The organism is Actinokineospora diospyrosa, assembly GCF_024171925.1.
Taxonomy (GTDB): Bacteria; Actinomycetota; Actinomycetes; order Mycobacteriales; family Pseudonocardiaceae; genus Actinokineospora; species Actinokineospora diospyrosa.
In genome coordinates this window covers 1-25,299 of sequence record NZ_JAMTCO010000010.1, presented here as the reverse complement: position 1 = coordinate 25,299, position 25,299 = coordinate 1, and the positions used below count along the sequence as shown (strand labels likewise).

The following is a 25,299-nucleotide window of genomic DNA, read 5'->3' as shown; positions in this document are numbered from 1 at the left end:
GAATTACCGTTGGCAACGACCTCACCGGACAGGCGTCTATCCGAACGGGAGCACCGAGCGGCGACAGGGGAGGGGACGCGAATGGTGGCCAGGAGGCGTTGGGGGATAGTGGTTGTCGGGGTCGCGCTGGTTCTGGCCTTTGTGGTCCTTGTCGCGATAGGGACGGTTCGTCCGGAACAGCACGGTCGCGTTCTGCAGCAGTCGCCCAGTCCGCAAGCCTCAGCCGGACCACCCGCCTGGATGCGGAAGCTGAACCCGGGGGAGAAACCGCCGCAGTTCGTGCTGTTCTCTTTCGACGGCGCCGGGTCGCACGAGCACTGGCAGCGCTTCTTACCCCTGGCGCGGAGCGTGAACGCGCATTTCTCCGGATTCCTGTCCGGTATCTACATGCTCACCGACGACCAGAAGACCGCCTATACCGGACCCGGCCACAAACCCGGCCGCGCGTCCATCGGGTTCGGCGGCAGCGCCGATGACGTGCGCCTGCTCATCGGCGACCTCAACACCGCGCTCGAGCAGGGCAACGAGATCGGCACCCACTACAACGGCCACTTCTGCCAGGGCGCCGAACCCAGCGTGGGCCGCTGGGACGCCGCGCAGTGGAACTCCGAGCTGGACCAGTTCTTCGCCTTCGTGGACCGGGGTCGAGCGCAGGGGCTGCGGCTGGACCCGAAGACCGTCAAGGGCGGCCGCACGCCGTGCCTGGAGGGCCGGTTCGACGTGCTGATGCCGGTGCTGGCCAATCGCGGTATGACGTACGACTCGAGTCAGGTTTCCGACGGACTCGCTTGGCCCACGATGCAAGGCGGGGTGTGGGAATTTGCCATGCCCTCGGTACGGGTGCCAGGACTGCGGTACAAGAAGACAATCATGATGGACTACAACTTCTGGTACCTGCTCAACAAAGCGAAGGACGAGCCCGCCAGGGCGGCCGAGTTCACCGGCGTCGTGCTCGACACCTATGAACGCGCCTACCAGGCCGCGTTCGACGGCAACCGGGCGCCGGTGGTGGTGGGAAACCACTTCAACAACTGGTCCGGCGGCGCGTTCCTCGCCGCGACCGAGAAGTTCATGGGATCGGTGTGCGCGAAGCCGGAGACGGTGTGCGCCTCCTACTCCGAGGTCGTCGAATGGTTGGCCCTGCAGGATCCCGCGGTGCTCGACGCGTGGCGGAAAATGCCCAACGCGCAGATCGCCCAACCGAGCTGATCACATTCGGGTGGTCCTGCTTGCGTTGGATAATGATAACCGATACCAGTAGTGGGTCAGGATCCACCCACCACCGGAGACCCACGTGAAGATCGCCTTCGTAGGCAAGGGCGGCAGCGGCAAGACGACGCTGGCGTCGCTGTTCCTGCGCCACCTCGCCGCCGAGACCCCGGCGCCCCCGCTGCTGGGCGTCGACGCCGACATCAACCAGCACCTCGCAGCCGCGCTCGGCGCGCCGGAGGACCACCACCAGCCCACCCTGGGCGAACACCTGACCGCCATCAAGGACCACCTGCGCGGGGACAACCCCCGCGTGCTCTCGGCGGCCGACATGATCAAGACGACCCCACCGGGTCGGGGCTCCCGGCTGGTCGGGATCGCCGACGACAACCCGCTCTACGACCGGTTCGTCCGCGAGGTCGACGGCGTGCGGCTGGCCGCGACCGGCCCGTTCGCCGAGTCCGACCTCGGCGTGTCCTGCTACCACTCCAAGGTCGGCGCGGTCGAGCTGCTGCTCAACCACATGGTGGACGGGGCGGGTGAGTACGCGGTGGTCGACATGACCGCGGGCGCGGACTCGTTCGCCTCCGGCCTGTTCACCCGGTTCGACGTCACCTTCCTGGTGTGCGAGCCCACGCTGCGCAGCGTCGGGGTGTACCGCCAGTACCTGGAGTACGCCCGCGACTTCGACGTCCGCGTCGCCGTGGTCGGCAACAAGGTCATCGACGGCGACGACGTCGCCTTCCTGCGCCAGCACGTCGGCGCCGACCTGCTCACCTGGATCGGCCGCTCCGACCACGTCCGCGCCGCCGAGCGCGGCGAGATCCGCCCGATCGGGGCGCTGGAGCCGGACAACCGCGACGCGCTGCGCTCGATGCGCGCCCTGGTCGACACGGTCGAGAAGGACTGGGCGAAGTTCCACCGGCAGACCGTGCAGTTCCACCTGCGCAACGCTTCCGCGTGGGCGAACGGCCGGGCGGGTCGCGACCTGGCCGAGCAGGTCGACCCGGGGTTCGTGGCGGGTCCGGTGTCGCTGGCCGGGTGATACCGCCGGGGTGGGTCAACGGCTCCCGGCAGGCAGGTGTCCGCTCCGCGGCATCCCGGGGCTGTTGCGCCCACCGCTGCTACACCCACCGCGGAGTGACGTGTCACCTGTCCGAGCGGCCTTCATGTCGCCGTTCGTACCCGCCCGGGTACGGTCGTGCGCATGGGCCCCCAGCAGGATCACCCCGACTTCAGCGTGGCGCGGCACGGGTACGACCGGACCCAGGTCCGCCGTTACGTCGACCGGCTCGTCGAGGAGCACGCGGGCACGACCGCGCAGCGGGACGAGGCCAGGGCGCGCGCCGAGGAGCTGGAGGGCCAGCTGCAGCTGGCGCGCCGCGAGATCGCCGCCCTCACCGAGCGCCTGGACAAGATCGGCAACGCCGCCGCGGCCTCGTCGGCCCCCAACGCCCCCGAACGCGCCGCCCGCACGATCGCCACTGCCGAGGCCCAGGCCGCGGAGATCACCACCCGCGCCCAAACCGCCGCCGACACGGCGTGGGCCGCCGCCGAGGCCGCCTCGACCGAGCTGCGCGACCGCTACCGCACCCTCTTCGCCGACGTCGAGAAGCGCCACGCCGAACTGCACGAGGCCCACGTCCAGCTCATGGCCGAGGCCAAGGCCAAGGCCGAAGACATGACCACGGCCGCCACAGCCCGCCAACGCGCCACCGACGACCAGGCCGAGCGCGACCGCCAGCGCCAGGAACAGCAGTTCCAGCAGACCCAAACAACCCGCCGAGCCGACCTGGACACCGAGGTGGCCACCCGCCAAGCCACCTCCGAGGCCGAAGCCACCCGCCGCATAACCGAAGCCACCGACGAAGCCGCCAAGCGAATCGCCACGGCCACCAGCCAGGTGGAGCAGTTGACCGCCCTACGCGAGCAACTAGCCGGTCGCCTGCGCGGTACCTCGGACCTGCTGAACCAGAGCGCCCAGTTGCTGGAGCCGATCGAGGCCGAGGTCGAACTCGACCACCTCAACACCGAGGCCCCGACCGCCAAGAACCTCCCCATCCCCCAGAAAGCCCCCCAGCCGTAGTTCCCTCGGCCGCCCGTTCTTCGCCCCTGCCCGCCGTACAGCCCCGGCACCCACCCAGCCCGTGGCCCCTCGGACCCAGCGGCGCCCCAACTCGCGGTGCCACCCCAACCCACAGTGCCAGCCTGGATCCTCGGACCTAGCGGTGCCAGCCCGCCCTCCGCCAGGTCCGCCCCGACCCACCTTGCCAGCCACCGGACATTCGGAAGCCGAGGTGCCAGCTCGGCTGCCGTCAGGTCCGCCCCGTCCCACAGTGCCAGCCCCTGGACACTCGGACCCTGCGGTGCCAACTCGCCCCCCGTCAGGTCCGCCTCAGCCCGCCTGCTCAGCGCGTGGACAGTCGGAGTCGCTGGTGCCAGGCCGGCTCGATGGGGCGGACTTGTTTTGCGTGGGGGGACGACACCCGTAGCGTCGGTAGCGGACAGGGCCATGCTTTTCGGCCCCTGCTTTGCGGTTCTGCGTCGGGTGTTGTAGGGGCCCCGCGCAAAACAAGTTCGCCCCATCGAGCTTTTCGCATTGTCGCGGATCGGGCGCCGAGCTCGCCGCCAGGCGACGAGGCCGTCCACCGGAGCCGAAGGCGGAGGCCCGAATCCCTTGCCCCGCACTCCCAACCCCGGCCTACGCCAAGATCAACCTGATCGAAAGCCCCCAAATACACAGCCTACCGCGCAGCACCGACAAACCGGGGCCAGCAACCAACGCCCTGTGGACAACCAGAACCGTTGTGGACAAACAACAACCAGCCCCGCAAGATCATCTACCGCAAGAGCCCCCGATACACAGCCTACCGCCAAGAACCGACACATCAGCAGCGACGACCACGCCCTGTGGACAACCAAACACCTTGTGGAAAACCAAACCCGTTGTGGACGACCACCCCGTGGACGACCACCCCGTGGACGACCACCCTGTGGACAACCAGCTTGTGGACAACCACCCTGCGGACACCCAAGCAGCCAACGAACACCATCAACGATCCCGATGCGTCAAATGCGCCGCCAACAACGACAACGCCTCCGCCGCCACCGGTTGTGGGTCCGCGTGCGCGAGCAACACCACCGCCCGGGCCAACCTCCGCTCCGCCTCCGTCTGCGCCCAATCCCGGCCGCCCGCCGACTGGATCAGCTCCGCCGCCCGCACCTGTTCCAGCTCCGTCAATTCGCGCTCAGCGCGATAGAACGCCGCCAACTCGTTCCCCGCAGGCGTTCCGGAGTTCAACGCGGCCACCACCGGCAAGGACTTCTTGCGGTTCACCAGATCCCCGCCCGGTTTCCCCATCGCCTCGGGATCGCCCCAGATTCCCAGTAGGTCATCCACGAGTTGGAAGGCCAGTCCCAGTTGTTCCCCCATCTCGCGCAGCGCCGCGATCTGGCGCGCGCTCCCGCCACCGAGCAACGCGCCCAGCGCGCACGCGCACCCCATGATCGACCCGGTCTTCCCGGCGGCCATCGCCTCGCACTCGGCGACGGTGACTTCGGTGCGGTGGGGGAAGTCGGCGTCGGCGCTTTGGCCGTCCATCAGCCACCACAGGGCTTCGGTGAGGATGGGGAGGGAGCGGTCGGCGTGGGGTGCGCCGGCGAGGACGCGCAAAGCCAAGGCCCACAAGGCATCGCCAGCCAGCAGTGCGGCTAGGACGCCGAACACCGACCAGGCCGAGCCCCGGTGCCTGCGGGTTCGGTCGCCGTCCATGATGTCGTCGTGGAGCAGGGAGAAGTTGTGCACCAGCTCCACCGCCACGGCCGCGGGGACCGCGGTGGCGGGGTCGCCGCCGACGGCGCGGGCGGAGAGCAGGGTCAGCGCGGAGCGGACCATCTTGCCGCTGCCCGCCTGGATGGGGCTGCCGAAGGCGTCCAGCCAGCCAAAGTGGTAGCACGCTATTCGCCTCAAGGCGTACGGCATCGACTCCACGGCCGCACGCAGCGCAGGCAGCGCGGCCACCCGGCTCTCGGCCAGCACCTGCTCGACACCCGGGCTCATGGCTCGCGCTTCCCCGTCGACGTCCGATCGCGTACCTGAATGATCCCGTGCAGCTGCACGGCCTCCAGTGATCTTTTCGGGTGATCTCCGGGCTGATATGCCCCGAATGGCCCAAACAGTTGCCGCACACCGTAGGGAGCCCGCCGCCGCGCAGGTGAAAGCGGTTCACACTCGGGTGGCGTGGGTCCGCCGAAGGGCAGGCTAAGGAAGCAGCGGTCACTTACCGGTTCGACGTCGACCCGGTTCCCCGGCCAAGATCACCGGAGTGGCCCAACCGGCGGCCGCACACGGTGACGCGCGTGCGTCCGCACAGGTGAACCGCTGCGGCATCAGCATGAGCGAGATGGAGCGAAACAATCCACCGCGTTTACACTTGAACTATAAAATGGAGGAGTTGGTTTGAAAAATTCTCCCCATGCAGGCGGCAGTCTTCGTTATGGAATGACCTATCAGCTGCCCGCACTGCCGACCCACTGCCCGCTCGCGCTGCACCCCGACTACGCGGCCACCGCGCCGCGGGTCCTCGGGTGGCTGCGCCCCCACCTGGCGGCCTACTTCGGCGAGTCCGAACAGGACAGTCCGATCACCCACCGCTACCTCCGGCAGGACCTGCACCGCTGGGGCGCGCTCTGCCTGCCGCACACCCGGCCGGACCGGTTCTTCGCCCAGCAGCTGTGGATGAACACCGCCGCCCTGGTCGACGACGCCTTCTCCGCGCCGTGGCTGCGCGACCCGCTCGACCGCGCCCGGCTCGCCGACCAGTTGTGCGCCGCGCTCGAAGCCGCCGGTGGCGGTGCGCCCCCGCTGGTCGGACTCGTGCGCGAGGTGCACGCCATGCTGCTGCCCACCGGTGATTCGGTGGGGCGGCGGATGGTCGAGGCGGGTCGGGCGGTGGTCCGCAACAACGCCAACGAGAACACCGTCGAGGACCTCACCGACCTCGACGCCTACCTCGGCTCCACCCGCCGGGTGAACGCCTACGGGTTCTGGATCCTCACCGTCGCGGAGTGGGCGCTGGGCATCGACCTCGACGGGATCGCCACCGAGGACCCGTTGGTGCGCCGCGCCTGCACGCTCGCCATCGACCACTGGATCCTCGTCAACGACCTTTACTCGTTCGCCAAGGAACTAGAAGAGGGTGAGACCAGCAACGCGGTGTGGGTCCTCTTAGGACAAGGGGTGCCGCTGCAGGAGGCGCTCGACGCGATCGCCGCCCGCGCGGTGGCCACCGAGCAGCGCTTCATCGCCACCCGCGCGAAGGTCGCCAACGGCCCCCTGCGCCACCGCGACGACCTGGCCCGCTTCCTCGTCGAGGTCGGTCACATGATCACCGGCAACCTCCGGCACGCCCGCGAGAGCAGCCGCTACCACGGCGACAACCACACCGTCGCCGACGACCTCGCGGGCAACCCGACCGCCGAACAACGCACCCTCCACCGCCTCGGCACGGTCCACCACCCCCTCCCCAACCCCAGCCGCTGACCCTCCCCAACCACCGCTGGTGTCCAGCCCACCAGCTCTACCCCCTCGCCCCAGCCACCCCGAGTTGTCCACAGCCCCCACCCTCACTCGCCGCGTTCAACCGACTCTCCCCGGTAAGCTGTATATCGGGGGCTGCTCAACCCGATTTGATCTTGCTCATCGCGGCACAACACCCCTCCACCAAGCAAATCCCGCCCCGGCCACAACGACCTCCACCCGCCACCGCTCCCCGCCGCGAACGGCCTTCAGTCGCCCGCGCCTCAGCAGCGGACGGCGCCCAACCGCTGGCGCCCAGCCCCAGCCGTCGCCCAACCAGCACGAGTTGTCCACAGCCCCACGTTCACTCGCCGCGTTCAGGCGGCTCTCCCCGGTAAGCTGTATATCGGGGGCTGCTCAACCCGGTTTGATCTTGTCCAACGCAGGCGAAACGCGGCTCCACCAACCAAATCCCGCCTCGACTAGCGCACCGCCCGCTCCAACAGCGGCCGGACCCGGGTCGGGATCGGTGTCGACAAGGCGATCGACGTCGATGTTCGCCGGACCCACTCGACGTTGACCACGCGGTCGATCACCCGCTGCAGGTCGGCGTTGTTCTGCGCGACCATCCGCACCAGCAGGTCGCCCTCGCCGGTCGTCGCGTGGACCTCGCACACCTCGGGGATCGCGTGCAGCCGCTGGGCGACCTCCCCGCGCTTGCCCTGCGCGATCTCCAGCACGGCGAACGCGGTCAGGCCGTAGCCCATCGCGGCCAGGTCGACCGCGGGTGGGAAGCCGGTCAGCACCCCGCGCCGCTCCAGCCGGTCCATCCGGGCCTGCACCGTGCCCCTGGCCACGCCCAGCCTGCGCGAGCACTCCAGCACGCCCAGCCGCGGCTCGTCGGTGAGCAGCAGCAGCAGTCGGGCGTCCAGGTCGTCGATCCCCGGCCCGCCCTCGGTGGTCTCGCTCATCGGCCCTTCCCCTCGTCACGGGTGCGCAGAGTGTCTGAATTGTCGAACACGATGGGTAATACCCTATACATACTGCCCAGTGATCGTCACAACTGTTGCGCAGGATGCCTGGTCTGCCCATGCTCGTGCCAACAGGACGCGAACGCAGGAGGAATGCCATGACGGGCACGCTGAACCGCGGTGACCAGGGCATGGACGAGGTGAGCTTCGACCAGCTCCGCCAGCTCGTCGGTCTCGTCGAGTACGACGAGAGCAAGGACCCGTTCCCGGTCCGGGCCATGGACGCCGTCGTGTTCGTCGTCGGCAACGCCACCCAGACCGCGCTGTTCTACCAGGCCGCGTTCGGCATGACGCAGGTCGCCTACTCCGGACCGGAGACCGGCAACCGCGACCACAAGGCCTTCGTGCTCAAGTCCGGCTCCGCGCGCTTCGTCATCAAGGGCGGCGTCGACCCCAAGAGCCCGCTGCTCGACCACCAGCGCGCGCACGGCGACGGCGTCGTCGACCTGGCCCTCGAGGTCACCGACGTGGACAAGTGCCTGGCGCACGCCCGCGCCCAGGGCGCGATCGTGCTCGAGGAGGCGCACGACGTCACCGACGAGCACGGCACCATCCGCGTCGGCGCCATCGCCACCTACGGCAAGACCAGGCACACCCTGGTCGACCGCTCCCGCTACAACGGCGTCTACCTGCCCGGTTACGTCGAGAAGGCGGGCGCCTACACCAAGCCCGAGGGTGCCCCCAAGCGCATCTTCCAGGCCGTCGACCACTGCGTCGGCAACGTCGAGCTCGGCAAGATGGACTACTGGGTCGAGTGGTACAACCGCGTCATGGGCTTCGTGAACATGGCGGAGTTCGTCGGCGACGACATCGCCACCGAGTACTCGGCGCTGATGAGCAAGGTCGTCGCCAACGGCAACCACCGGGTCAAGTTCCCGCTCAACGAGCCCGCGATCGCGAAGAAGAAGTCGCAGATCGACGAGTACCTGGAGTTCTACGGCGGCCCCGGCTGCCAGCACATCGCGCTGGCCACCAACGACATCATCGCCACCGTGACCGCCATGCGCGCCGCCGGTGTCGAGTTCCTCGACGTGCCGGACTCCTACTACGAGGACCCGGAGCTGCGCGAGCGCATCGGCAACGTCCGCGTGCCGATCGAGCAGCTCAAGGAGCACGCCATCCTGGTCGACCGGGACGAGGACGGCTACCTGCTGCAGATCTTCACCAAGCCCACCGGCGACCGCCCGACCGTGTTCTACGAGATGATCGAGCGGCACGGTTCGCTCGGCTTCGGCAAGGGCAACTTCAAGGCCCTGTTCGAGGCCATCGAGCGCGAGCAGGACCGCCGGGGCAACCTGTAAGAACACCACGCTGACCTCGTTGTGGCCCCCGTCCGGTGTTCGGACGGGGGCCACACTCAGCTACTACTCAGGTGCGCCAGGGGGAGTGCGGGTACGCTCGCCCCAGGGCGTATTCACCTCGGGGAGAACCATGGCCACCGCACGCAGGACAATGCCACTGGCTGGCGCTGCCGCTGCTGCTCTGGTCCTGGCGGGCGTCGCCGTGTTCACGGTGAGCAACGCGGGCTGTGCGAGCGCCGGTGAGTTCGTCCAACGACCCCAGGGCCTGGAACTGGTCGGCGGCTGCGTCGACCCCGCTGACCTGCCCGCGGCGCCCAGCACACCGACGTCGGAGACCGACGCGGGCCGGGCCGTGGAGCGCTTCCACCAGATCAGCCCGTGAAATAGGAGCGGGGCCCCGTTTCCGAGGCCCCGCCAGCTCGTTGCCCGATCCTCTAGTCCAGCGCCTTCAGCAGGTCGTTGACCAAATCGGTGCCGTCCTCGATTCCCACCGAGAGCCGCAGGATGTCCCCGGCGATCTGCAGCGGCGATCCCGTGGTGCTCGCGTGCGTCATCTTCCCCGGGTGCTCGATCAGCGACTCGATGCCGCCGAGCGATTCCGCCAGCAGGAACAGCCGGGTGCGGGCCGCGACCGCCAGCGCGGCCTCCTCGCCGCCCGCCACGGAGAACGACACCATCCCGCCGAAGCGCCGCATCTGCTTCGCGGCGACCTCGTGCCCGGGGTGCTCGGCCAGGCCCGGGTAGTAGACCCGGGTCACCTTGGGGTGGCTGACCAGCGTCTCCACGATGCGCTCGGCGTTGTCGCTGTGCCGCTCCATCCGCAGCGCCAGGGTCTTGGCCCCGCGCAGCACCAGCCAGGCGTCGAACGGGCCGGGGACCGCGCCCGCGGCGTTGCGCAGGAACGCGAACTTCTCGCGCAGTTCCTCGTCGGAGGTGATGAGCGCGCCGCCCACGACGTCGGAGTGACCGCCGAGGTACTTGGTCGTCGAGTGCAGCACCACGTCGGCGCCCAGGCCGAGCGGCGACTGCAGGTACGGGGTGGCGAAGGTGTTGTCGATGATCAGCCGGGCGCCCGCCTCGGCGGCGACGGCGGCCAGCGCGGCGATGTCGGCGACCCCGAGCAGCGGGTTGGTCGGCGTCTCCGACCAGATGACCTTGGTGTTCGGGCGCACCGCGGCCCGGGTGGCGGTCACGTCGGACAGGTCGACCGAGGTGTACTCGACGCCCCACTGGGTCAACACCTTGTCCAGCAGGCGGAACGTGCCGCCGTAGGCGTCGTTGCCGAGGACCACGTGGTCGCCCGGCCGGGTGAGGGCCCGCAGCGCGACGTCGGAGGCGGCCAGGCCGGAGGCGAAGGCCAGGCCGTGCTTGCCGCCCTCGAGCGCGGCGAGCGCCTGCTCCAGCGCGGTCCGGGTCGGGTTGGCGCTGCGCGAGTACTCGTACCCGCCCTCGCGCAGGCTGCCAACACCGTCTTGGACGAAGGTCGAGGTGGCGTAGATGGGCACGATCACCGCACCGGTGTGCGGGTCGGGTTCCTGCCCAGCATGGATCGCGCGGGTCTCGAACCCCCAGCGCGCAGTCTCATCAGCCATGCTCCCAGGCTACGGGGATCACCCCGGTTGCCCACCACGTGGGAGCAATCCCACTATGAGGAATATTTCACTGATCGAGGGACCCCGGTAAGTGTGAACATCGTGGTCCGATTCGCCTAAGCCTAGTAATGGCGCGAGCCCCGAAGCCACCGGCTAGTCGACGGTACGACGGCGAACAGGAAGGCCAAGAGGCCTGCGACAGCGCCAACTCCGAGCAGGACCGAGTAGGCGTTGTCGAACGCGATGAGCGCCTGGAAGTAGTCGCCGACGGAGAGGCCGATGCCGTTCAGCATCTCCGAAACCACGGGCTCCAGCGGCAGCGACGCCGCACCGAGGATCGCGCTGATAGCGACAACCGGCGCCCCCGCCCGGCGCCGCGCGAACAACATCACCGCGCCGATAAGCGCTAACGCCGCCACGGCGAGCCTGCCGATCAGGATCGACTGCATCCCGGCCGGGAGGTCGAAAACGTTGTCGTAGCCGGGGAACTCGGCGATGAAGTACGCGGAGGCGCCGCCGATGCCCGCCGCGACGGCCAAAGAGGACAGTCCGGCGAACACGGCCGTCCCGGGGCTACCCGGTGCCGACTGCTGGTAAGACGGGTAGAACCCTTGCTGCTGCGGGTACTGGGCTTGGTAGTTCATCTGCTCCCCCTCGCGTCTGCGGTAACGACCCCTGAGACGCGGATGGGCCCCGGCGGGTTGCCGGGGCCCATCAATCACTTCGTCAGTTCAACCGGTGGCGCCACTAGCTCCACTGCTGCGGCGGCTGCTGGCCGGGGGGCTGCTGCCCGTAACCACCCTGCTGGGGCGGCGGGGGCTGCTGCCCGTAACCCTGCTGCGGCGGCGGGAAGCCGGGCGGCGGGGTCTGCGGCGGCTGGCCGTACCCCTGCGGCGGCTGCTGCTGGCCGTAAGGCTGGCCGTAGCCCTGCTGGGGCTGCTGCGGCTGCTGCGGCTGCCCGAAACCGGGCTGCTGCGGCTGGCCGAACCCGCCCGGCGCGCCGGGACCGCCGGGGCCACCGCCGCCGCTGAGCGAGCTGAGCGGCGAGCTGCCCAGCAGGTAGTCCTTGGTCTGCGGGAAGAACGCCAGCGCACCGGCACCCGCGATGATCAGACCGAACACGAACGACGTGGTGATGCTGCCGCCGAAGGTGAAGGTGATGCCGTTGAGCAGCGAACCGAGCAGCACGCCACCGCCGCCGCCCGCGACGAGCAGGTGGGCGATGTTGAGGTTCTTCTTCAGCGCCAGCAGTACCGCGCCCGCGATGGCCGCGCCCGCGCCCACCAGTTGCAGCAGCGAGAACACCACGTTGACGCCGGTCGGGCACGCCAGGTCGACCGCGAAGGCGCTGCCCTTGAGGTCCGAGCACGCGCTGCTGACCGACGAGATGTCGGAGACGAGCGAGATCGCCATGATCAGCGTGATCAGGCCGAGCAGCGCGACGACGCCGAGCACGATCAGCGCGATCATGCCGGTGTTGGCGGGCTGCCCGGCCGCGCGCGGCGGACCGCCGAGGCCGGGCTGCTGCGCGAAACCACCCTGCTGCGGGTAACCGCCGGGCTGCTGGCCGTAGCCGGGCTGCTGTTGCTGACCGTAACCACCGGGCTGGCCGTACTGCTGCTGCTGGCCGTAGGGCTGACCGAACCCGCCAGGGGGCGAGGCGGTGTCCGCCGCGCTGGGCGGCGGGGTGTACGGCGGGGACTGCGGGACCGAGCCCGGCGGCACCATCTGGGTGGCGTCACCCTGACCGGGCCGCACCACCTGGGTGCGGTCGACGCCGTCGTCCTCGGTTCCCGGGGGGTTCTGACCGGGGCGGATGGCCTGGGTCCGTTCCACGCCGTCGGCGCCGGTGTTGTCACCGGGCGGCGGCGCGTAGTGCGGCTGCTGGGCCGGGTAACCACCCGGCTGCTGGCCATATGGCTGGTCCTGGCCGGGTTGACCAGGCCACTGCTGGGGCTGACCGCCCTGCCATGGCTGGTTCGGCGGTTGGGGAGCACTCATTGGGTTTCCCACCCCTTTTGACCTGGTGTGTCAGCTAGCAACGCGGATAACACTGCGGGTAACGCTATCTGATGCGCTATCTGGGTGTAGTTCGTGCCTCGCTGGGTGACCATATGGCGCTACCTGCCTGCCAGGAAGCCCAGGAGATCTTGCCTAGTAACTACCCCCGCGGGCTTGCCGTCAACAAGAACGAGTGCCCCGTCGGCGTCGGTCAGCGCCTTCATGGCCGCGGACACCTGCTCACCAGCGCCGATCGTGGGCAGAGGGCCGGACATGTGGTGGTCGAGCCGGTCGGCCAAGGCGGCCTTGCCGGTGAACAGGGCGTCGAGCAGGTCGCGCTCGTTGACCGCGCCTACGACCTCGGCGGCCATGACGGGCGGCTCAGCGTTGACGACCGGCATCTGGCTCACGCCGAACTCGCGCAAGATGGCCACGGCGTCCGCGACGGTCTCGGTCGGGTGGGCGTGCACGAAGTCCGGGATGGTGTTCCCCGACGCGCTCTTACGCCGCAGCACATCCCCGACCGTGGCGCCGGAGTGCTCAGGCGGGAGGAACCCGTACTGGGCCATCCACGAGTCGTTGAAGACCTTCGACAGGTAGCCGCGACCGCCGTCCGGCAGGAGCACTACGACAACGTCGTCCGGTCCGAGCCTCTTAGCCAACCGGAGCGCTGCTGCCGCTGCCATGCCGCACGAGCCGCCGACCAACAGGCCCTCTTCGCGAGCCAACCTGCGGGTGATCTCAAAGGACTCAGCGTCGGTCACCGCGATGATCTCGTCAGCGACAGTGCGGTCGTAGGCATCCGGCCAGAAGTCCTCGCCGACACCCTCGACCAAATAGGGCCTTCCGGTGCCACCCGAGTAAACAGAGCCTTCCGGGTCGGCGCCGATGACCTGAACTTTGCCGTTCGAGATCTCCTTGAGGTACCGGCCGGTGCCCGAGATCGTGCCGCCGGTGCCGACGCCCGCGACGAAGTGCGTGATCTTGCCCTCGGTCTGCCGCCACAACTCCGGCCCGGTCGAGCGGTAGTGGCTCTCCGGGTTCTCGGGGTTGGAGTACTGGTTCGGCTTCCACGCCCCCTCGATCTCGCGCACGAGTCGATCGGAGACGTTGTAGTAAGAGTCCGGGTGCTCCGGTGCCACAGCGGTCGGGCATACGACTACCTCGGCGCCGTAAGCCTTAAGAACGTTGCGCTTGTCTTCGCTGACCTTGTCCGGGCAGACGAAGACGCACTTGTAGCCCTTGCGCTGGGCCACCAAGGCAAGGCCGACGCCGGTGTTGCCCGAGGTCGGCTCGACGATCGTGCCGCCCGGCCGCAACTCGCCGGACGCCTCAGCCGCCTCCACCATGCGCAGCGCGATCCGGTCTTTGACGCTGCCGCCCGGGTTGAAGTACTCGACCTTGGCCAAGACCGTCGGTGCCAAGCCTTCGGCCAGGGAGTTCAGCTTCACCAGAGGCGTGTCACCGACGAGATCGATGATGTGCTCGACGTACTCCACCGAGGGCTCCTTCGTGGGGTCGCGTGTAGGGGTCGCGTCGTTGACCTGCACCTGGAGCGTAGCCGGGGGCAAGTCCGGGCGAAGTATTCGGCGCGTTTGGTAAAGAGGAGGTCCGAGGTGGCGATAGGTCTAGGACAGTCACCTTTGGTCGAAGGGGGGCAGGCGATGTTGTGGATACGAGGACTTCGAGTGGCCGCGGTCGCCGTTGGCTCCGTGGGCGGCCTGTCCGGCGCTGCCTACACCCTCTTACAGTCACAATCCCGGCAGGCCCGCAGCATCATCGGGGCTCCCCGCGACCTGCCGTTCAACGCTGACGGGACCTACCTGCCCGATGGCACCGGGCCTATCGCGGCATCCGGCGGCCTCACCTTCGGAGTCTTCGGTGATTCGAGCGCGGCAGGACTAGGTGCCGAGGCCCCGGACTGGCTCCCGGGCGTGCAGCTCGCGCGCGGCCTCGCCGAGGAGGCAGGCCTGCCGGTCCAGTTGACGACCTACGCCATCAGCGGCTCCCGCAGCTCCGACCTCGGCCGCCAAGTCGACCGCGCTTTGATAGCCCCGCCCCGCGTCGCGCTGGTCATGGTCGGCGGCAACGACGTCACCGCCCGGCGCGGGGTCGCCGAGTGCGCCGAACTCCTCGCCGAGCAGGTCCGGCGGCTGGTCGCGGCGGGCACCTCGGTCGTCGTCGGCACCTGCCCCGACCTGGGCTCGGTCCGGCCCATCCCGCAGCCGCTGCGCTCCCTCGCGCAGCGCTGGAGCCTGGCGCTCGGCCGGGCGCAGGCGCGCGCCCTGGTGGGCAGCGGTGCCGCGGTCGTCCCGCTGACGCTGCTGTCGCGGCACTTCGCCACCCGGCCGGACGAGCTGTTCAGCACCGACCGGTTCCACCCCAACGGCGCGGGCTACGCGCTGGCCGCGGGGGTGATCCTCGCCCCACTCTGCGCAGCGGCAGGTCTGTGGGGGAGTGCGCGGCCCGCCGGATGTGCCACAGTGCGGTGACACCCGGCTGAGCAGCGTGGCTCCACGGGTGGGTTACCGGCGGGTAGTTCGGCGTAGCCTCAGCGGTGTCGAGTTGGTGTCCACCGCGAAGGAGTACCCGCCATGCCCGAGGCAGTCATCGTCTCCGCCGTCCGGTCGCCGATCGGGCGCGCGGGCAAGGGGTCACTGGTCGACATCCGCCCGGACGACCTGACCGCGCAGATGGTCCGCGCCGCCCTCGACCGGGTGCCCGCGCTCGACCCCACCGAGATCGACGACCTCATGCTCGGCTGCGGCCTGCCCGGCGGCGAGCAGGGCAACAACATGGGCCGCATCGTCTCGGTCCTGCTCGGCTACGACTTCCTGCCCGGCTGCACGGTGACCCGCTACTGCGCCTCCTCGCTGCAGACCACCCGGATGGCGCTGCACGCGATCAAGGCTGGCGAGGGCGAGGTCTTCATCTCCGCTGGCGTCGAGGCGGTCTCGCGCTTCGCCAAGGGCAGTTCCGACTCCTGGCCGGACACGCACAACCCGATCTTCGCCGAGGCCGAGGCGCGCACCGCCGAGGTCGCCGCGGCCGGGGCGGGGGAGTGGCACGACCCGCGCGCCGACGGCCGCGTCCCCAACGCCTACATCGCGATGGGCCAGACCGCGGAGAACCTGGCGCTGGCCAAGGGCATCACCCGCGAGGAGATGGACCACTTCGGCGTCCGCTCGCAGAACCGCGCCGAGGCGGCGATCGAGGCGGGCTTCTGGGCCCGCGAGATCACCCCGGTCACCCTGCCCGACGGCCGCGTGGTCGACACCGACGACGGCCCGCGCGCTGGTGTGACCTACGAGAAGACCGCGACCCTGCAGCCGGTCTTCCGCCCCGACGGCCGGGTCACCGCGGGCAACTGCTGCCCGCTCAACGACGGCGCGGCGGCCCTGGTGATCATGTCCGACCGCAAGGCCGCCGAGCTCGGCCTGACCCCGCTGGCCCGCATCGTGTCCACCGGCGTCTCCGGCCTGTCCCCGGAGATCATGGGCCTCGGCCCGGTCGAGGCGTCCCGGCGGGCACTGGCCGGGGCGGGGCTGTCCATCGCCGACATCGACCTGGTCGAGATCAACGAGGCCTTCGCCGCCCAGGTCATCCCCTCCGCCCGCGAACTCGGCGTCGACGAGGACCGGCTCAACGTCAACGGCGGCGCCATCGCCGTCGGCCACCCCTTCGGCATGACCGGCGCCCGCATCGCCACCACCCTGATCAATTCCCTGCAGTGGCACGACAAGCAGTTCGGCCTGGAAACCATGTGCGTCGGCGGCGGCCAGGGCATGGCCATGGTCCTGGAGCGGCTCAGCTGACCAAGATCGCCTTGAGCAGCCCCCGAATCGATCCTCCCAGGTTCGGCAGCCTGGCCTCGAGCCCGCGAGCCCGACCGTGGACAACCACTGGCGTTGTGGACAACCGGGCACTCCCTGCCCGCCCCACTTCCCGCCGAGTTATCCACAGCCCACCCCGCCGAGCCCCCATCCCGTCCGCCCCGCTCGGTAAGCTGTATATCGGGGGCTGCTCACCACATTTGATCTTGAACCGCCCGCGAACCTCGACCGCCGCTCCTCACACAGGAGCGGCGGTCGCCTTGTTTCGCCGAGTTGTCCACAGCCCACCCGTCAAGCCCCTCGTTCTGTCGCCTCTCCTCGGTAAGCTGTGTACTGGGGGCTGCTCGCTGCAGTTCGATCTTGAACCGCCCGCCCCGCCGCTAGGCCGTACATCGGGCTGCTCAGCCCAGTTCGATCTCGCCTGCGGACCTCAAGCACCCACAAAACGCCGAACTCCGCTCCTCGCACGGGAGCGGCGTCTGCCTATCCGCCGAGTTGTCCACAGGCCGCTCCTCGGACCGCCCGTTCCGTCCGCCCTCGCCGGTAGGCTGTGTATTGGGGGCTGCTCATTGCGGTTTGATCTCGCGCCCGAACGCAAGCGCTCACGAAACGCCGGGCCGCCGCCGCTCGCGGAAGCGGCCGTCAAGAGACCTGCCCGCCGAGTTGTCCACAGGCTGGCCTTCAGCGCGCCCGTTCCGTCGGCAAGCGGGGGCTGCTCAGCTCAACCCGATCTTGTGAATGGCAGCACGGCAGCGCCGCGGCCATCCACGAGCAGACCGCGCGACCAAACCCCCGGAAACGCCAAACGGCCACCCCCGCCGGCACGCGGGGATGGCCGTGAGCGTCGTGCGCGGGATCAGCCGCCGTAAGGAACGGCCTTGGTGAGGGTGACCTTCTGCGTCTTGCCGTTGGGCAGCTCGTACTCGCGGGTCTCGCCCTCCTTGGCGCCCAGCAGTGCGCGGCCGAGGGGGGACTCGGGGGAGTAGACCTCCAGCTCGCCCTCTCCGCCCTCTTCGCGGGTGGCCAGCAGGAACACCTCTTCGTCGTCCTCACCGTCGTAGCGGACGGTCAGCACCATGCCGGGCTCGGCGATACCGTCGTTGGCCGGGGCCTCGCCGACCTTGGCGCCGCGCAGCAGCTCCTGCAGGTGCCGGATCCGGGCCTCCTGCTGCCCCTGCTCCTCGCGGGCCGCGTGGTAACCGCCGTTCTCCTTGAGGTCACCCTCCTCGCGGCTGGTGTTGATCTTCTGCGCGATGACCGGGCGGTTCTCAATCAGCTCGTCGAGCTCGTGCTTGAGCCGGTTGTAGGCCTCCTGGGTCAACCAGGTCACCTGGGTGTCGCTCACGGTCACCAACTCCTCGTCGTACTCCGGGCCCGTGGTCACAGGCCGGCAGTCCGGGCCTCGTGGCGCACCCGGAATGGAAAAAACACGGCCCTCCTAGGGGCCGTGCAGGTCTACGAGCGTACCACGAACACACGTGCTATAACGCCGGATTTGTCCGCTTCGCCCCAATTCTGGGCGTAGTTCACCCCGTTGGCGGCTGGGTTGTGGACAGGTAAGCGGGCACCTGGTACGAGCAGCCGAAAACGTCCGCTGTGACCGGTTCCGTGCTGCTCGCGACCACCGTCGTCATCCTGACAGACGAACCGCCCGGCGGCACGTAGACCTCTTTGCGGCCACCTTCCGCGCCGTCGATCCCGCGCACCCGCACCACGCACACCGCAGCGCGTTCCGGGGTGGCTCTGGTCACCTCGAACGTCATTCGCATCCGGTTGCCGGGCTCCGTATTAAAGGCGGACCGCTCCGCCTCTATAGGCGCCGAACCCAGGTTGCGATATCCGACGTAAGCCACCGCGATCCCCACGGCAAGGCCAAGAGTGACCAACACGACCGCCGTCCGCCGCGACCGGGGGGCCTTGCGCGCGCCGTAGCGGCCCTCTGGCGGTGTGCGACCGTCGACGGTCATAAGCGGGGCCTCCTCGCACGGGCAGTCCAACCGGCGGGAACAATGGTCCCGGTCCGGCGCGTTGCGCAGTTCGGGTTGAGTATCCGCCGTGCGCGGGACCACAAACCAGGAGGGGCCGAGGAGGACCATGTCCGAGAAGCTGCGGTTGATGACGGTGCACGCCCACCCCGACGACGAGTCCAGCAAGGGCGCGGCGACGATGGCCAAGTACGTCGCCCGCGGCCACGAGGTCATGGTCGTCACCTGCACCGGCGGGGAGCGCGGGGACATCCTCAACCCGGCGATGGACCGGCCCGAGATCACCGCCGACATCCCCGGCGTGCGGCGCGCGGAGATGGCCAGGGCCGCCGAGATCCTGGGCGTCGAGCACCGCTGGCTCGGGTTCGTCGACTCCGGCCTGCCCGAGGGCGACCCCAAGCCGCCGCTGCCCGAGGGCTGCTTCGCGCTGGTGCCGCTGGAGGAGTCGGTGCCGCCGCTGGTCGCCGCGATCCGCGAGTTCCGCCCGCACGTCGTCATCACCTACGACGAGAACGGCGGCTACCCGCACCCCGACCACATCCGCTGCCACGAGGTCTCCGTCGCCGCGTTCGACGCCGCGGGCGACCCCGAGCTGCACGCCGAGGCGGGTGAGCCCTGGCAGCCGCTGAAGCTGTACTACTCGCACGGCTTCAGCCGGGCCCGGCTGGTGGCCGTGCACGAGGCCCTGCTCGAGCGCGGCCTGGAGTCCCCGTACGGCGAGTGGCTGGAGAACTGGCCCACCGACCGCGGCGACATCACCCACCGGATCACCACCCGCGTCGAGTGCGCCGACTACTTCGAGGTCCGCGACGCCGCGCTGCTGGCGCACGCGACCCAGATCGACCCCAACAGCCGCTGGTTCGCGGTGCCGCTGGACCTGCAGCGCTCGGTGTGGCCGTACGAGGAGTACGAGCTGGTCCGCTCGCTGGTCGACAGCACCCTGCCCGAGGACGACCTCTTCTCCGGCATCCAGGAGAAGGTCTCGCTGTGATCCCCGGTCCGGAGTTCCCGATCACCACGGCCCAGGTCCAGACCCAGCCGCCCAAGCCAGCCGACCCCGGCGGGCAGGGGGAGGACTTCGGCAAGTCCTCCCCCCTCGGCTTCCTGATCCTGGTGCTGTTCTTCGTCGCGGTGGCCTTTCTGGTCCGCTCGATGACAAAGCACCTCAAGCGGCTTCCAGAGTCCTTCGACGAGCCCGCTGCTGGATTGCCCACCGCCGAGGAGCCCCCGGCCAAACCCGCCGGTTCATAGCCGGGGGTCGATCGGCTCCGACTCCAGCGCGAGGACCGCGAACACGGCCTCGTGCACCCGCCACAGCGGCTCCGCCCTGGTCAGCCGGTCCAGTGCCTCCAGGCCGAGCGCGTACTCGCGCAGGGCCAGGGAGCGCTTGGTGCCGAGCTTGCGGTCGCGCAGGCGGTCCAGGGTGGTGGTGTAGTCCGGGCCGTAGACCACCCGCAGGTAGTCGCGGCCGCGGACCTTGAGGCCGGGCAGGGTGAGCTTGCGGCCGGTGCGGACGAAGTTCGCCGCCGGTTTGACCACCATGCCCTCGCCGCCCGCCGCGGTCAGCGACTCCCACCAGGCCACGCCCTCGGCCACCGACCCGGCGTCGGTCGGGTCGACCGCCAGCCGCCGGGTGCGGGTGAACAGCTCCGGGTCGGCCGCGTGCAGGCGGTCGGCGACCTCCAGGTGCCAGGCGTGCTCGCGGTCGTGGTAGGTCCGGCCCTCGGTCGCCAGCAGCTGGAACGGCGCCAGCCGCACACCGTCCACACCGGACGTCGGCCAGCAGTAGCGCCGATAGACCTCGCGGAAGGAACCCGCGTTGGTGAGCCGGGTTTCCACGCGGGACAACAGGTCCGCCACGCCGACACCGCGCTCCGCCGCCGCGCGCAGCGACGAGAGGGCGGCCGGGAGCGCCGCGTGGGCCGAGGCGGCGACGGCGGCGAACTGGTCGGTGATCAGCTCCATCGCCTTCGCGTTCCACGGCAGCAACTCCGCGTCGAGCAGCACCCAGTCGGTGTCCAGCTCGTCCCACGGGACCGCGGCCCGAACGCGTCTCAAGAGGACGGACGTGGTCTTCTCATCGAAGAACGGGCGGCCGGTGCGCGTGTACACGGCACCATCGCCTTCGATCGCGAAGCGCCGTGGGGCAACCGATTCGGATCGGGTCACCAGTACGACCGCGCGCGAGCCCATGTGCTTCTCCTCGCACAGCACCGGTAGCGCCCCGTACCCGGCGAACGCCTCCCTCGGGTGCTCCAGGTACTCGCCCTCGCGGTGCGTGTCCGCGGGCGCCATCGTCGGCGGCAGGTACACCAGCCAGCGCGGGTCCACCGCGAACCGGCTCATCACCTCCAGTGCCGCGGCCGACTGCTCCCCGCGCACCGTCACCGCGTCCTGCGCCCAGGTCTGCACGACCCGACGGCCCAGCACGTCGTCCAGCGCCAGCGCCGTCGGCTCCCGCTCGTCGACCGGCGCCGCCAACGGCCGCACCGGCTCGTACCACACCTCGTGCGCCGCGACGGAGACCAGTTCCCGCTCCGGGTAGCGCATCGCGGTGAGCTTCCCGCCGAACACGCACCCGGTGTCCAGGCACATGGTCGAGTTGACCCACTCCGCCTCCGGCACCGGGGTGTGTCCATACAGGACCACCGCGCGACCGCGGTAGTCGCGCGCCCACGGGTAGCGCACCGGCAGCCCGTACTCGTCGGTCTCCCCGGTCGTGTCCCCGTACAGCGCGAACGAGCGCACCCGGCCCGACGCCCGCCCGTGGTACTGCTCGGGCAGACCCGCGTGCGCGACCACGAGCGCGCCGCCGTCGAGCACGTAGTGCCCGATCAGCCCGTCGCAGAAGCGTTCCACGCGCGCGGTGAACCCCGGCTCCGCGCGCCCCAACTGCTCCAGCGACTCGGCGAGCCCGTGCCGCACCGTGACCTGCTTGCCGCGCAACGCCCGCAGCAGCTTGTGCTCGTGGTTGCCCGACACCGCCAGCGCGGTCCCGGCCTCGACCATGCCCATCGCCAGCCGCAGCACGCCGGGCGTGTCCGGCCCGCGGTCCACGAGGTCGCCGACGAACACCGCGCGCCGCCCGGCCGGGTGCGCCGCGCCGATCGCCCGCCCCTCGGTGTCCCGTTCGACCACGTAGCCCAGCTTGTCGAGCAGCTCCTCCAGTTCCGCGCGGCAGCCGTGCACGTCGCCGATCACGTCGAACGGACCGGTCTCGCCGCGCAGGTCGTTGCGCAGCGGCTCGACCACGATCCGCGCGTTGTCCACTTCGGACTCACCGCGCAGCACGTGCACCCGGCGGAAGCCCTCCTTGGTCAGCGACCGCACCGACCGGCGCAGCTCCTCGACGTGGCGGTGCACCACCCGGGCGCCGAAATCGCGGTCGGCCCGGTCGGCGTTGCGCCGCAGACAAACCGACTCCGGCATGTCGAGCACGATCGCCACGGCGAGCACGTCGTGTTCCTTTGCCAGCCGCAGCAGGTCCGCTCGCGGGCCGCGCTGGGTGTTGGTCGCGTCGACCACGGTCACCAGCCCGGCGCGCAAGCGCTTGCCCGCGATGTAGTGCAGTGCGTCGAACGCCTCGGCCGAGGCGCCCTGGTTGTTCTCGTCGTCGCTGACCAGGCCGCGGAAGACGTCGCTGGAGAGCACCTGGGTCGGCGCGAAGTGCTTGCGCGCGAAGGTCGACTTGCCGGACCCGGAGGCGCCGACCAGCACCACCAGGGCCATGTCCGGGATGGCGAGATCCATGGTCACGCCTCCTTCCTGGAGAACACGGCCAGCTGGGTCGGCGGGCCGAGATCGGGGTCGACCGGACCGACCTGGCCGAACCGCACGGTGTAGCCGGTGCGCTCGGCGACGCCGTCGGCCCAGGACCGGAACTGCGCCCTGGTCCACTCGAACCGGTGGTCGCGGTGCCGGGTCTTGGCCGAGCCCAGCAACGGGTTGTACTCGACGTTCGGGGTCGTGACGATCACGTGCGCGGGCTTGGCCGCGCTGAACACAACCCGCTCCACAGCGGGCAGCCGAGGCGGGTCGACGTGCTCGATGACCTCCATCAGCACCGCCGCGTCGAACCCCGCCAGCCCCGGGTCGGTGTAGGTGACCGACGAGTGCCGCAACGACACCCGCTCGCGCACCCGATCCGGCAGCCGCGACAACCGGCGCTCGGCCGCGTCCAGTGCACCTGCGGCGACATCGGTGCCGACGATTTCGGTGAACGCCGACTCCTCCGCCAACCGCTCCAGCAGCGCACCGCCACCGCAGCCCAGGTCGAGCACCCGCCGCGCACCGACCTCGCGCAGCGCCGCGATCACCGCATCCGCCCGCGCCGCCGCGAGCGGACGGGTCGTGACCGGCTCCGGTTCGACCAGCGTGCCGTCCAGTTCGGCCAGTTGCGCCAGCGCGCTGCGCACGTACCCCCGCTGGTGGGCCAGGTAGCGGCGGCTGATCAGGTCCCGCTCGGGGTGCGTGGGTAGCCAGTCGCCACCCGCCCGGACCAGCTTCGCGACCTCGTCCTCGCCGACCCAGTAGTGCTTGGTGTCGTCGAGCACCGGCAGCAGGACATACAGGTGGTGCAGGGCGTCGGCCAGCCGCTGCGCGCCGGTGAGCCGCAGGTCCAGGTACCGGGAGTCGCCCCACCCGGGCATCTGCTCGTCCAACGGCACCGGCCGGGCGTCGACCTGCCAACCGAGCGGCGCGAACAGCCGCTCAGCGAGGTCGGCGCCACCGTTGCAGGCGACGGCGGGCAGGTGCACCGACAACGGGATCGCGGTGCCGGGCAGCTCGGGGCGCGCGTCGCAGCGCCCGGTCATCGCGGTGCGGAACACCGACCCCAGCGCGACGGCGAGCAGCGACCCGGACGCGTAGGTGCGGTCGTCGACATGACTGCCACCGGGTCGGCTCTTGGCCAGGGCGACGGGGTCGATCTCGAGCAGGAGCGCCGCGGTGCACACCGCCTCGTCCGCTTGCGGGTAGAAGACGTGCGCGGTACCGGACGCGGTCGTGAAGGACTGCGCCCGGTCTGGGTGCTTGAACAGCAGGTATCCCAGGTCGGTGGCCGGGTTCATGGTGGTCGAGACCGTCAACAACACCCGTGGAGTGTCGCAAACCCCGGCGTCCGGCCGCACGCCGGTTTGGGTCGCGCTGTCCACTGTGGATGGTGTGCCTGCTGGTAGGGTCCCCGCGCGTGCGGATCGGTGAGGTGTGGCGGCTGACGCGCGGCGGGGAACCCGTCGCCGAGATCGTGGTCGACGACGGCGACTTCCCGTGGTTGTACGGGCGACTCGTGCCGCTCGCGCCCTTCGAGGAGTTCCGCCCGCTGTTCGAGGAGGAACACCGCCTCCTGCAAGAGGACTCCTCCGCCGAGGAGTGGGATGCCGTCTACGCCAGGATCTCCAGCGCCCTCACCCTGCACTCCCCGGACGGCCCCGTCGCCGAGTACCTGCTGCACGTTGACGGCGACGAGGCCTGGTTCCGCTGGATCGACTGACTACCGGTCCGGGCCCTGGGTCCGCAGGTCCTCGACCTTGGTCATCGCCGACCGCAGGTCCGTGAGCCACTCCTCGGCGTGCTTGCCCACCAACCGCACCGCCCACGCCAGCGCGTCCGACCGCGACCGGGCCACCCCGGCGTCGACCAGCGTGTCGAGCGTCCGCCGCTCCGGCTGCCGCAACCGGGTCATGACCGGCACGGACAGCGTGGTGAACAGCTCCTCGGTGCCGCCTTGGCGCGCGCCCCAGGCGACCTTGCGCCCGTACCGGTGCTCAGCCTGCCGGGCGATCTCAATCCGCCGCTCCCGGGTCTCCTCCCGCCACCGGGCGATCCGCCCCGCCTCCGCGGCGGCCGTCGCCGCCTCGTCCGGGTAGTCGTCGGTGAGCGCGGGCAGGCTGCCGACCAGCAGGATCTCCTCCCGGTCGACGGTGATCTCGGGCTTGCCGGTGAACCACCCCTCGGGCAGCCGCCCCGAGAACCAAGCCTCGACGTCCTCAGCATGTCTGGTCATCCGCCTCGACCACCTTCCTTTGATTACCTGATTACAACGTTACACCTCCCCGTCGTCCTACCCTGGCGGTATGACCCTCACCGGTGACCTGGTCCACCTCCGAGCCCTGGAACCCGAAGACGCCGACGCGTTCTGGCGCTGGCACCACGACCCCGAAGCCATGCGCTGGATGACGACCTCCTACCCCGAGTCCCTCGCCCAACTCCGCAAACGCTTCGTCGACCTCCCGCCCAACTCCTACGAGCGCTGCAGCTTCGCCATAACCACGACCGCCGAGTCCCGCCTCATCGGCTGCGTCGTCCTCCGCGACGCCACCCCCGAGGTCGGCCGAGCGACCCTCGACATCTACCTGGGCGAGAAAGACACCTGGAACAAGGGCTACGCAACCGAAGCCCTCCGCCTCCTCTGCCGCTGGGCCTTCAACGACATGCGCCTGACCGCGATAGAGCTAACAGTGGTGGCCGACAACGACCCCGCCCGCCACCTTTACCGCAAACTAGGCTTCGTAGAAGAAGGCCGCCGCCGAGAATCCTTCCGTCGCGACGGCCAACTCCACGACGCGATCATCATGAGCCTCCTAGCCCGCGAGTTCATCGACTAAGCCCTTTCTGTAGGCGCCCGATGATTCCCGGCCAAAGACTCCTATAGACCGCGTATTGGCCCCCATTTGTCTAACCACCCACCGGGCACTCGGGAAGCAACGGCCGACGCCCCAGTTCCAGCCCAGCCACCGTCAGGTCCGCCCCAACCCACCTGCCCAGCCGTGGACACCGGAAGGTCCGGTGTCAGCCCAGCCCGCTCTCGTCGGCCCTGCCAGCCCAGCAC

23 protein-coding genes are annotated in these 25,299 nt (G+C 69.9%); 12 read left to right on the top strand and 11 right to left on the bottom strand.

The features are described 5' to 3' along the window. Positions 1-240: 240 nt before the first annotated feature. From LV75_RS20410 to LV75_RS20400, 3 genes are all read left to right on the top strand, one after another. Entirely contained in the window at positions 241-1,209 is a 969-nt protein-coding gene (locus tag LV75_RS20410; protein WP_253888569.1) for a polysaccharide deacetylase family protein, read from the top strand. Between the two features lie 85 nt (positions 1,210-1,294). After that, a complete protein-coding gene (locus LV75_RS20405; protein ID WP_253888568.1) occupies positions 1,295-2,254 on the top strand; it encodes an ATP-binding protein in 960 nt (319 codons plus the stop codon). 162 nt (positions 2,255-2,416) lie between these two features. Next, complete coding sequence (locus LV75_RS20400; RefSeq protein ID WP_253888567.1) at positions 2,417-3,295, top strand: coiled-coil domain-containing protein; 879 nt, start codon at positions 2,417-2,419, stop codon at positions 3,293-3,295. A gap of 966 nt (positions 3,296-4,261) precedes the next feature. Here the strand turns inward: LV75_RS20400 and LV75_RS20395 are convergent. After that, positions 4,262-5,269: a polyprenyl synthetase family protein gene (locus LV75_RS20395; RefSeq protein ID WP_253888565.1), complete on the bottom strand. Its 1,008-nt coding sequence runs from the start codon at positions 5,267-5,269 to the stop codon at positions 4,262-4,264. A gap of 441 nt (positions 5,270-5,710) precedes the next feature. Here LV75_RS20395 and LV75_RS20390 point away from each other — a divergent pair, with 441 nt between their 5' ends. Further along, positions 5,711-6,751, top strand: a complete 1,041-nt coding sequence (locus LV75_RS20390; RefSeq protein WP_253888563.1) for a terpene synthase family protein — start codon at positions 5,711-5,713, stop codon at positions 6,749-6,751. A gap of 458 nt (positions 6,752-7,209) precedes the next feature. Here the strand turns inward: LV75_RS20390 and LV75_RS20385 are convergent, their stop codons facing one another. Continuing rightward, positions 7,210-7,698 (bottom strand): Lrp/AsnC family transcriptional regulator, encoded by a 489-nt coding sequence (locus LV75_RS20385; RefSeq protein WP_253888561.1) that lies wholly within the window; start codon positions 7,696-7,698, stop codon positions 7,210-7,212. A gap of 158 nt (positions 7,699-7,856) precedes the next feature. Between LV75_RS20385 and hppD the strand changes: the two genes are divergently transcribed. Beyond that, positions 7,857-9,059 carry a 4-hydroxyphenylpyruvate dioxygenase gene (gene hppD, locus LV75_RS20380; RefSeq protein WP_253888560.1) on the top strand — a complete coding sequence of 401 codons (1,203 nt, stop codon included), beginning with the start codon at positions 7,857-7,859 and terminating at the stop codon, positions 9,057-9,059. A gap of 130 nt (positions 9,060-9,189) precedes the next feature. Beyond that, positions 9,190-9,441: a hypothetical protein gene (locus tag LV75_RS20375; RefSeq protein ID WP_253888559.1), complete on the top strand. Its 252-nt coding sequence runs from the start codon at positions 9,190-9,192 to the stop codon at positions 9,439-9,441. 52 nt (positions 9,442-9,493) lie between these two features. Here LV75_RS20375 and LV75_RS20370 read toward each other — a convergent pair whose 3' ends face one another. The 4 genes from LV75_RS20370 to LV75_RS20355 form a co-directional block, all read right to left on the bottom strand. Further along, a complete protein-coding gene (locus LV75_RS20370) occupies positions 9,494-10,651 on the bottom strand; it encodes a cystathionine gamma-synthase (RefSeq protein ID WP_253888557.1) in 1,158 nt (385 codons plus the stop codon). Between the two features lie 122 nt (positions 10,652-10,773). Beyond that, positions 10,774-11,295, bottom strand: coding sequence for a hypothetical protein (locus LV75_RS20365; RefSeq protein WP_253888556.1), 522 nt, complete (start codon positions 11,293-11,295; stop codon positions 10,774-10,776). Between the two features lie 103 nt (positions 11,296-11,398). Beyond that, the gene (locus tag LV75_RS20360) at positions 11,399-12,652 is read right to left on the bottom strand and encodes a hypothetical protein (protein WP_253888555.1); all 1,254 of its coding nucleotides are present in this window, start codon (positions 12,650-12,652) and stop codon (positions 11,399-11,401) included. Between the two features lie 119 nt (positions 12,653-12,771). Beyond that, the gene (locus tag LV75_RS20355; protein ID WP_253888554.1) at positions 12,772-14,151 is read right to left on the bottom strand and encodes a cystathionine beta-synthase; all 1,380 of its coding nucleotides are present in this window, start codon (positions 14,149-14,151) and stop codon (positions 12,772-12,774) included. A 189-nt stretch (positions 14,152-14,340) separates the two neighbouring features. On the opposite strand from LV75_RS20355, the gene LV75_RS20350 reads away from it, so the two are divergent. Further along, the gene (locus LV75_RS20350) at positions 14,341-15,144 is read left to right on the top strand and encodes an SGNH/GDSL hydrolase family protein (protein ID WP_253888553.1); all 804 of its coding nucleotides are present in this window, start codon (positions 14,341-14,343) and stop codon (positions 15,142-15,144) included. 102 nt (positions 15,145-15,246) lie between these two features. After that, on the top strand, positions 15,247-16,467 hold the full coding sequence (locus tag LV75_RS20345) for an acetyl-CoA C-acetyltransferase (RefSeq protein ID WP_253888552.1): 1,221 nt from the start codon (positions 15,247-15,249) through the stop codon (positions 16,465-16,467). 874 nt (positions 16,468-17,341) lie between these two features. On the opposite strand, the gene greA is transcribed toward LV75_RS20345, so the two are convergent. Both greA and LV75_RS20335 read right to left on the bottom strand, forming a co-directional pair. Beyond that, positions 17,342-17,836 (bottom strand): transcription elongation factor GreA, encoded by a 495-nt coding sequence (gene greA / locus LV75_RS20340; RefSeq protein WP_253888917.1) that lies wholly within the window; start codon positions 17,834-17,836, stop codon positions 17,342-17,344. A gap of 175 nt (positions 17,837-18,011) precedes the next feature. Continuing rightward, on the bottom strand, positions 18,012-18,452 hold the full coding sequence (locus LV75_RS20335) for a DUF4307 domain-containing protein (RefSeq protein ID WP_253888551.1): 441 nt from the start codon (positions 18,450-18,452) through the stop codon (positions 18,012-18,014). A gap of 127 nt (positions 18,453-18,579) precedes the next feature. Between LV75_RS20335 and mca the strand changes: the two genes are divergently transcribed. Beyond that, a complete protein-coding gene (gene mca, locus LV75_RS20330) occupies positions 18,580-19,461 on the top strand; it encodes a mycothiol conjugate amidase Mca (protein ID WP_253888550.1) in 882 nt (293 codons plus the stop codon). Further along, entirely contained in the window at positions 19,461-19,721 is a 261-nt protein-coding gene (locus LV75_RS20325; RefSeq protein WP_372504208.1) for a hypothetical protein, read from the top strand. Before mca ends, LV75_RS20325 begins: the two co-directional genes overlap by 1 nt. On the opposite strand, the gene LV75_RS20320 is transcribed toward LV75_RS20325, so the two are convergent. Both LV75_RS20320 and LV75_RS20315 read right to left on the bottom strand, forming a co-directional pair. After that, entirely contained in the window at positions 19,716-22,220 is a 2,505-nt protein-coding gene (locus LV75_RS20320) for a polynucleotide kinase-phosphatase (RefSeq protein WP_253888915.1), read from the bottom strand. The genes LV75_RS20325 and LV75_RS20320 overlap by 6 nt on opposite strands. 2 nt (positions 22,221-22,222) lie before the next feature. Further along, positions 22,223-23,563, bottom strand: coding sequence for a 3' terminal RNA ribose 2'-O-methyltransferase Hen1 (locus LV75_RS20315; RefSeq protein ID WP_253888549.1), 1,341 nt, complete (start codon positions 23,561-23,563; stop codon positions 22,223-22,225). Positions 23,564-23,658: 95 nt separating this feature from the next. On the opposite strand from LV75_RS20315, the gene LV75_RS20310 reads away from it, so the two are divergent. Then, positions 23,659-23,961 carry a hypothetical protein gene (locus tag LV75_RS20310; RefSeq protein WP_253888548.1) on the top strand — a complete coding sequence of 101 codons (303 nt, stop codon included), beginning with the start codon at positions 23,659-23,661 and terminating at the stop codon, positions 23,959-23,961. On the opposite strand, the gene abmR is transcribed toward LV75_RS20310, so the two are convergent. Further along, positions 23,962-24,474, bottom strand: coding sequence for an ATP-binding transcription factor AbmR (abmR, locus tag LV75_RS20305; protein ID WP_253888547.1), 513 nt, complete (start codon positions 24,472-24,474; stop codon positions 23,962-23,964). 70 nt (positions 24,475-24,544) lie between these two features. On the opposite strand from abmR, the gene LV75_RS20300 reads away from it, so the two are divergent. Continuing rightward, the gene (locus LV75_RS20300) at positions 24,545-25,075 is read left to right on the top strand and encodes a GNAT family N-acetyltransferase (RefSeq protein ID WP_253888546.1); all 531 of its coding nucleotides are present in this window, start codon (positions 24,545-24,547) and stop codon (positions 25,073-25,075) included. Positions 25,076-25,299 lie beyond the last annotated feature (224 nt).

Excerpts from the sequence above, each read along its gene's own strand:
- LV75_RS20410 (WP_253888569.1), top strand. The coding sequence starts at position 241 with ATGCGGAAGCTGAACCCGGGGGAGAAACCGCCGCAGTTCGTGCTGTTC.
- LV75_RS20400 (WP_253888567.1), top strand. The coding sequence starts at position 2,417 with ATGGGCCCCCAGCAGGATCACCCCGACTTCAGCGTGGCGCGGCACGGG.
- LV75_RS20395 (WP_253888565.1), bottom strand. The coding sequence starts at position 5,269 with ATGAGCCCGGGTGTCGAGCAGGTGCTGGCCGAGAGCCGGGTGGCCGCG.
- LV75_RS20390 (WP_253888563.1), top strand. The coding sequence starts at position 5,711 with ATGACCTATCAGCTGCCCGCACTGCCGACCCACTGCCCGCTCGCGCTG.
- LV75_RS20385 (WP_253888561.1), bottom strand. The coding sequence starts at position 7,698 with ATGAGCGAGACCACCGAGGGCGGGCCGGGGATCGACGACCTGGACGCC.
- hppD (WP_253888560.1), top strand. The coding sequence starts at position 7,857 with ATGACGGGCACGCTGAACCGCGGTGACCAGGGCATGGACGAGGTGAGC.
- LV75_RS20375 (WP_253888559.1), top strand. The coding sequence starts at position 9,190 with ATGGCCACCGCACGCAGGACAATGCCACTGGCTGGCGCTGCCGCTGCT.
- LV75_RS20370 (WP_253888557.1), bottom strand. The coding sequence starts at position 10,651 with ATGGCTGATGAGACTGCGCGCTGGGGGTTCGAGACCCGCGCGATCCAT.
- LV75_RS20365 (WP_253888556.1), bottom strand. The coding sequence starts at position 11,295 with ATGAACTACCAAGCCCAGTACCCGCAGCAGCAAGGGTTCTACCCGTCT.
- LV75_RS20360 (WP_253888555.1), bottom strand. The coding sequence starts at position 12,652 with ATGAGTGCTCCCCAACCGCCGAACCAGCCATGGCAGGGCGGTCAGCCC.
- LV75_RS20345 (WP_253888552.1), top strand. The coding sequence starts at position 15,247 with ATGCCCGAGGCAGTCATCGTCTCCGCCGTCCGGTCGCCGATCGGGCGC.
- LV75_RS20335 (WP_253888551.1), bottom strand. The coding sequence starts at position 18,452 with ATGACCGTCGACGGTCGCACACCGCCAGAGGGCCGCTACGGCGCGCGC.
- mca (WP_253888550.1), top strand. The coding sequence starts at position 18,580 with ATGTCCGAGAAGCTGCGGTTGATGACGGTGCACGCCCACCCCGACGAC.
- LV75_RS20320 (WP_253888915.1), bottom strand. The coding sequence starts at position 22,220 with ATGGATCTCGCCATCCCGGACATGGCCCTGGTGGTGCTGGTCGGCGCC.
- abmR (WP_253888547.1), bottom strand. The coding sequence starts at position 24,474 with ATGACCAGACATGCTGAGGACGTCGAGGCTTGGTTCTCGGGGCGGCTG.
- LV75_RS20300 (WP_253888546.1), top strand. The coding sequence starts at position 24,545 with ATGACCCTCACCGGTGACCTGGTCCACCTCCGAGCCCTGGAACCCGAA.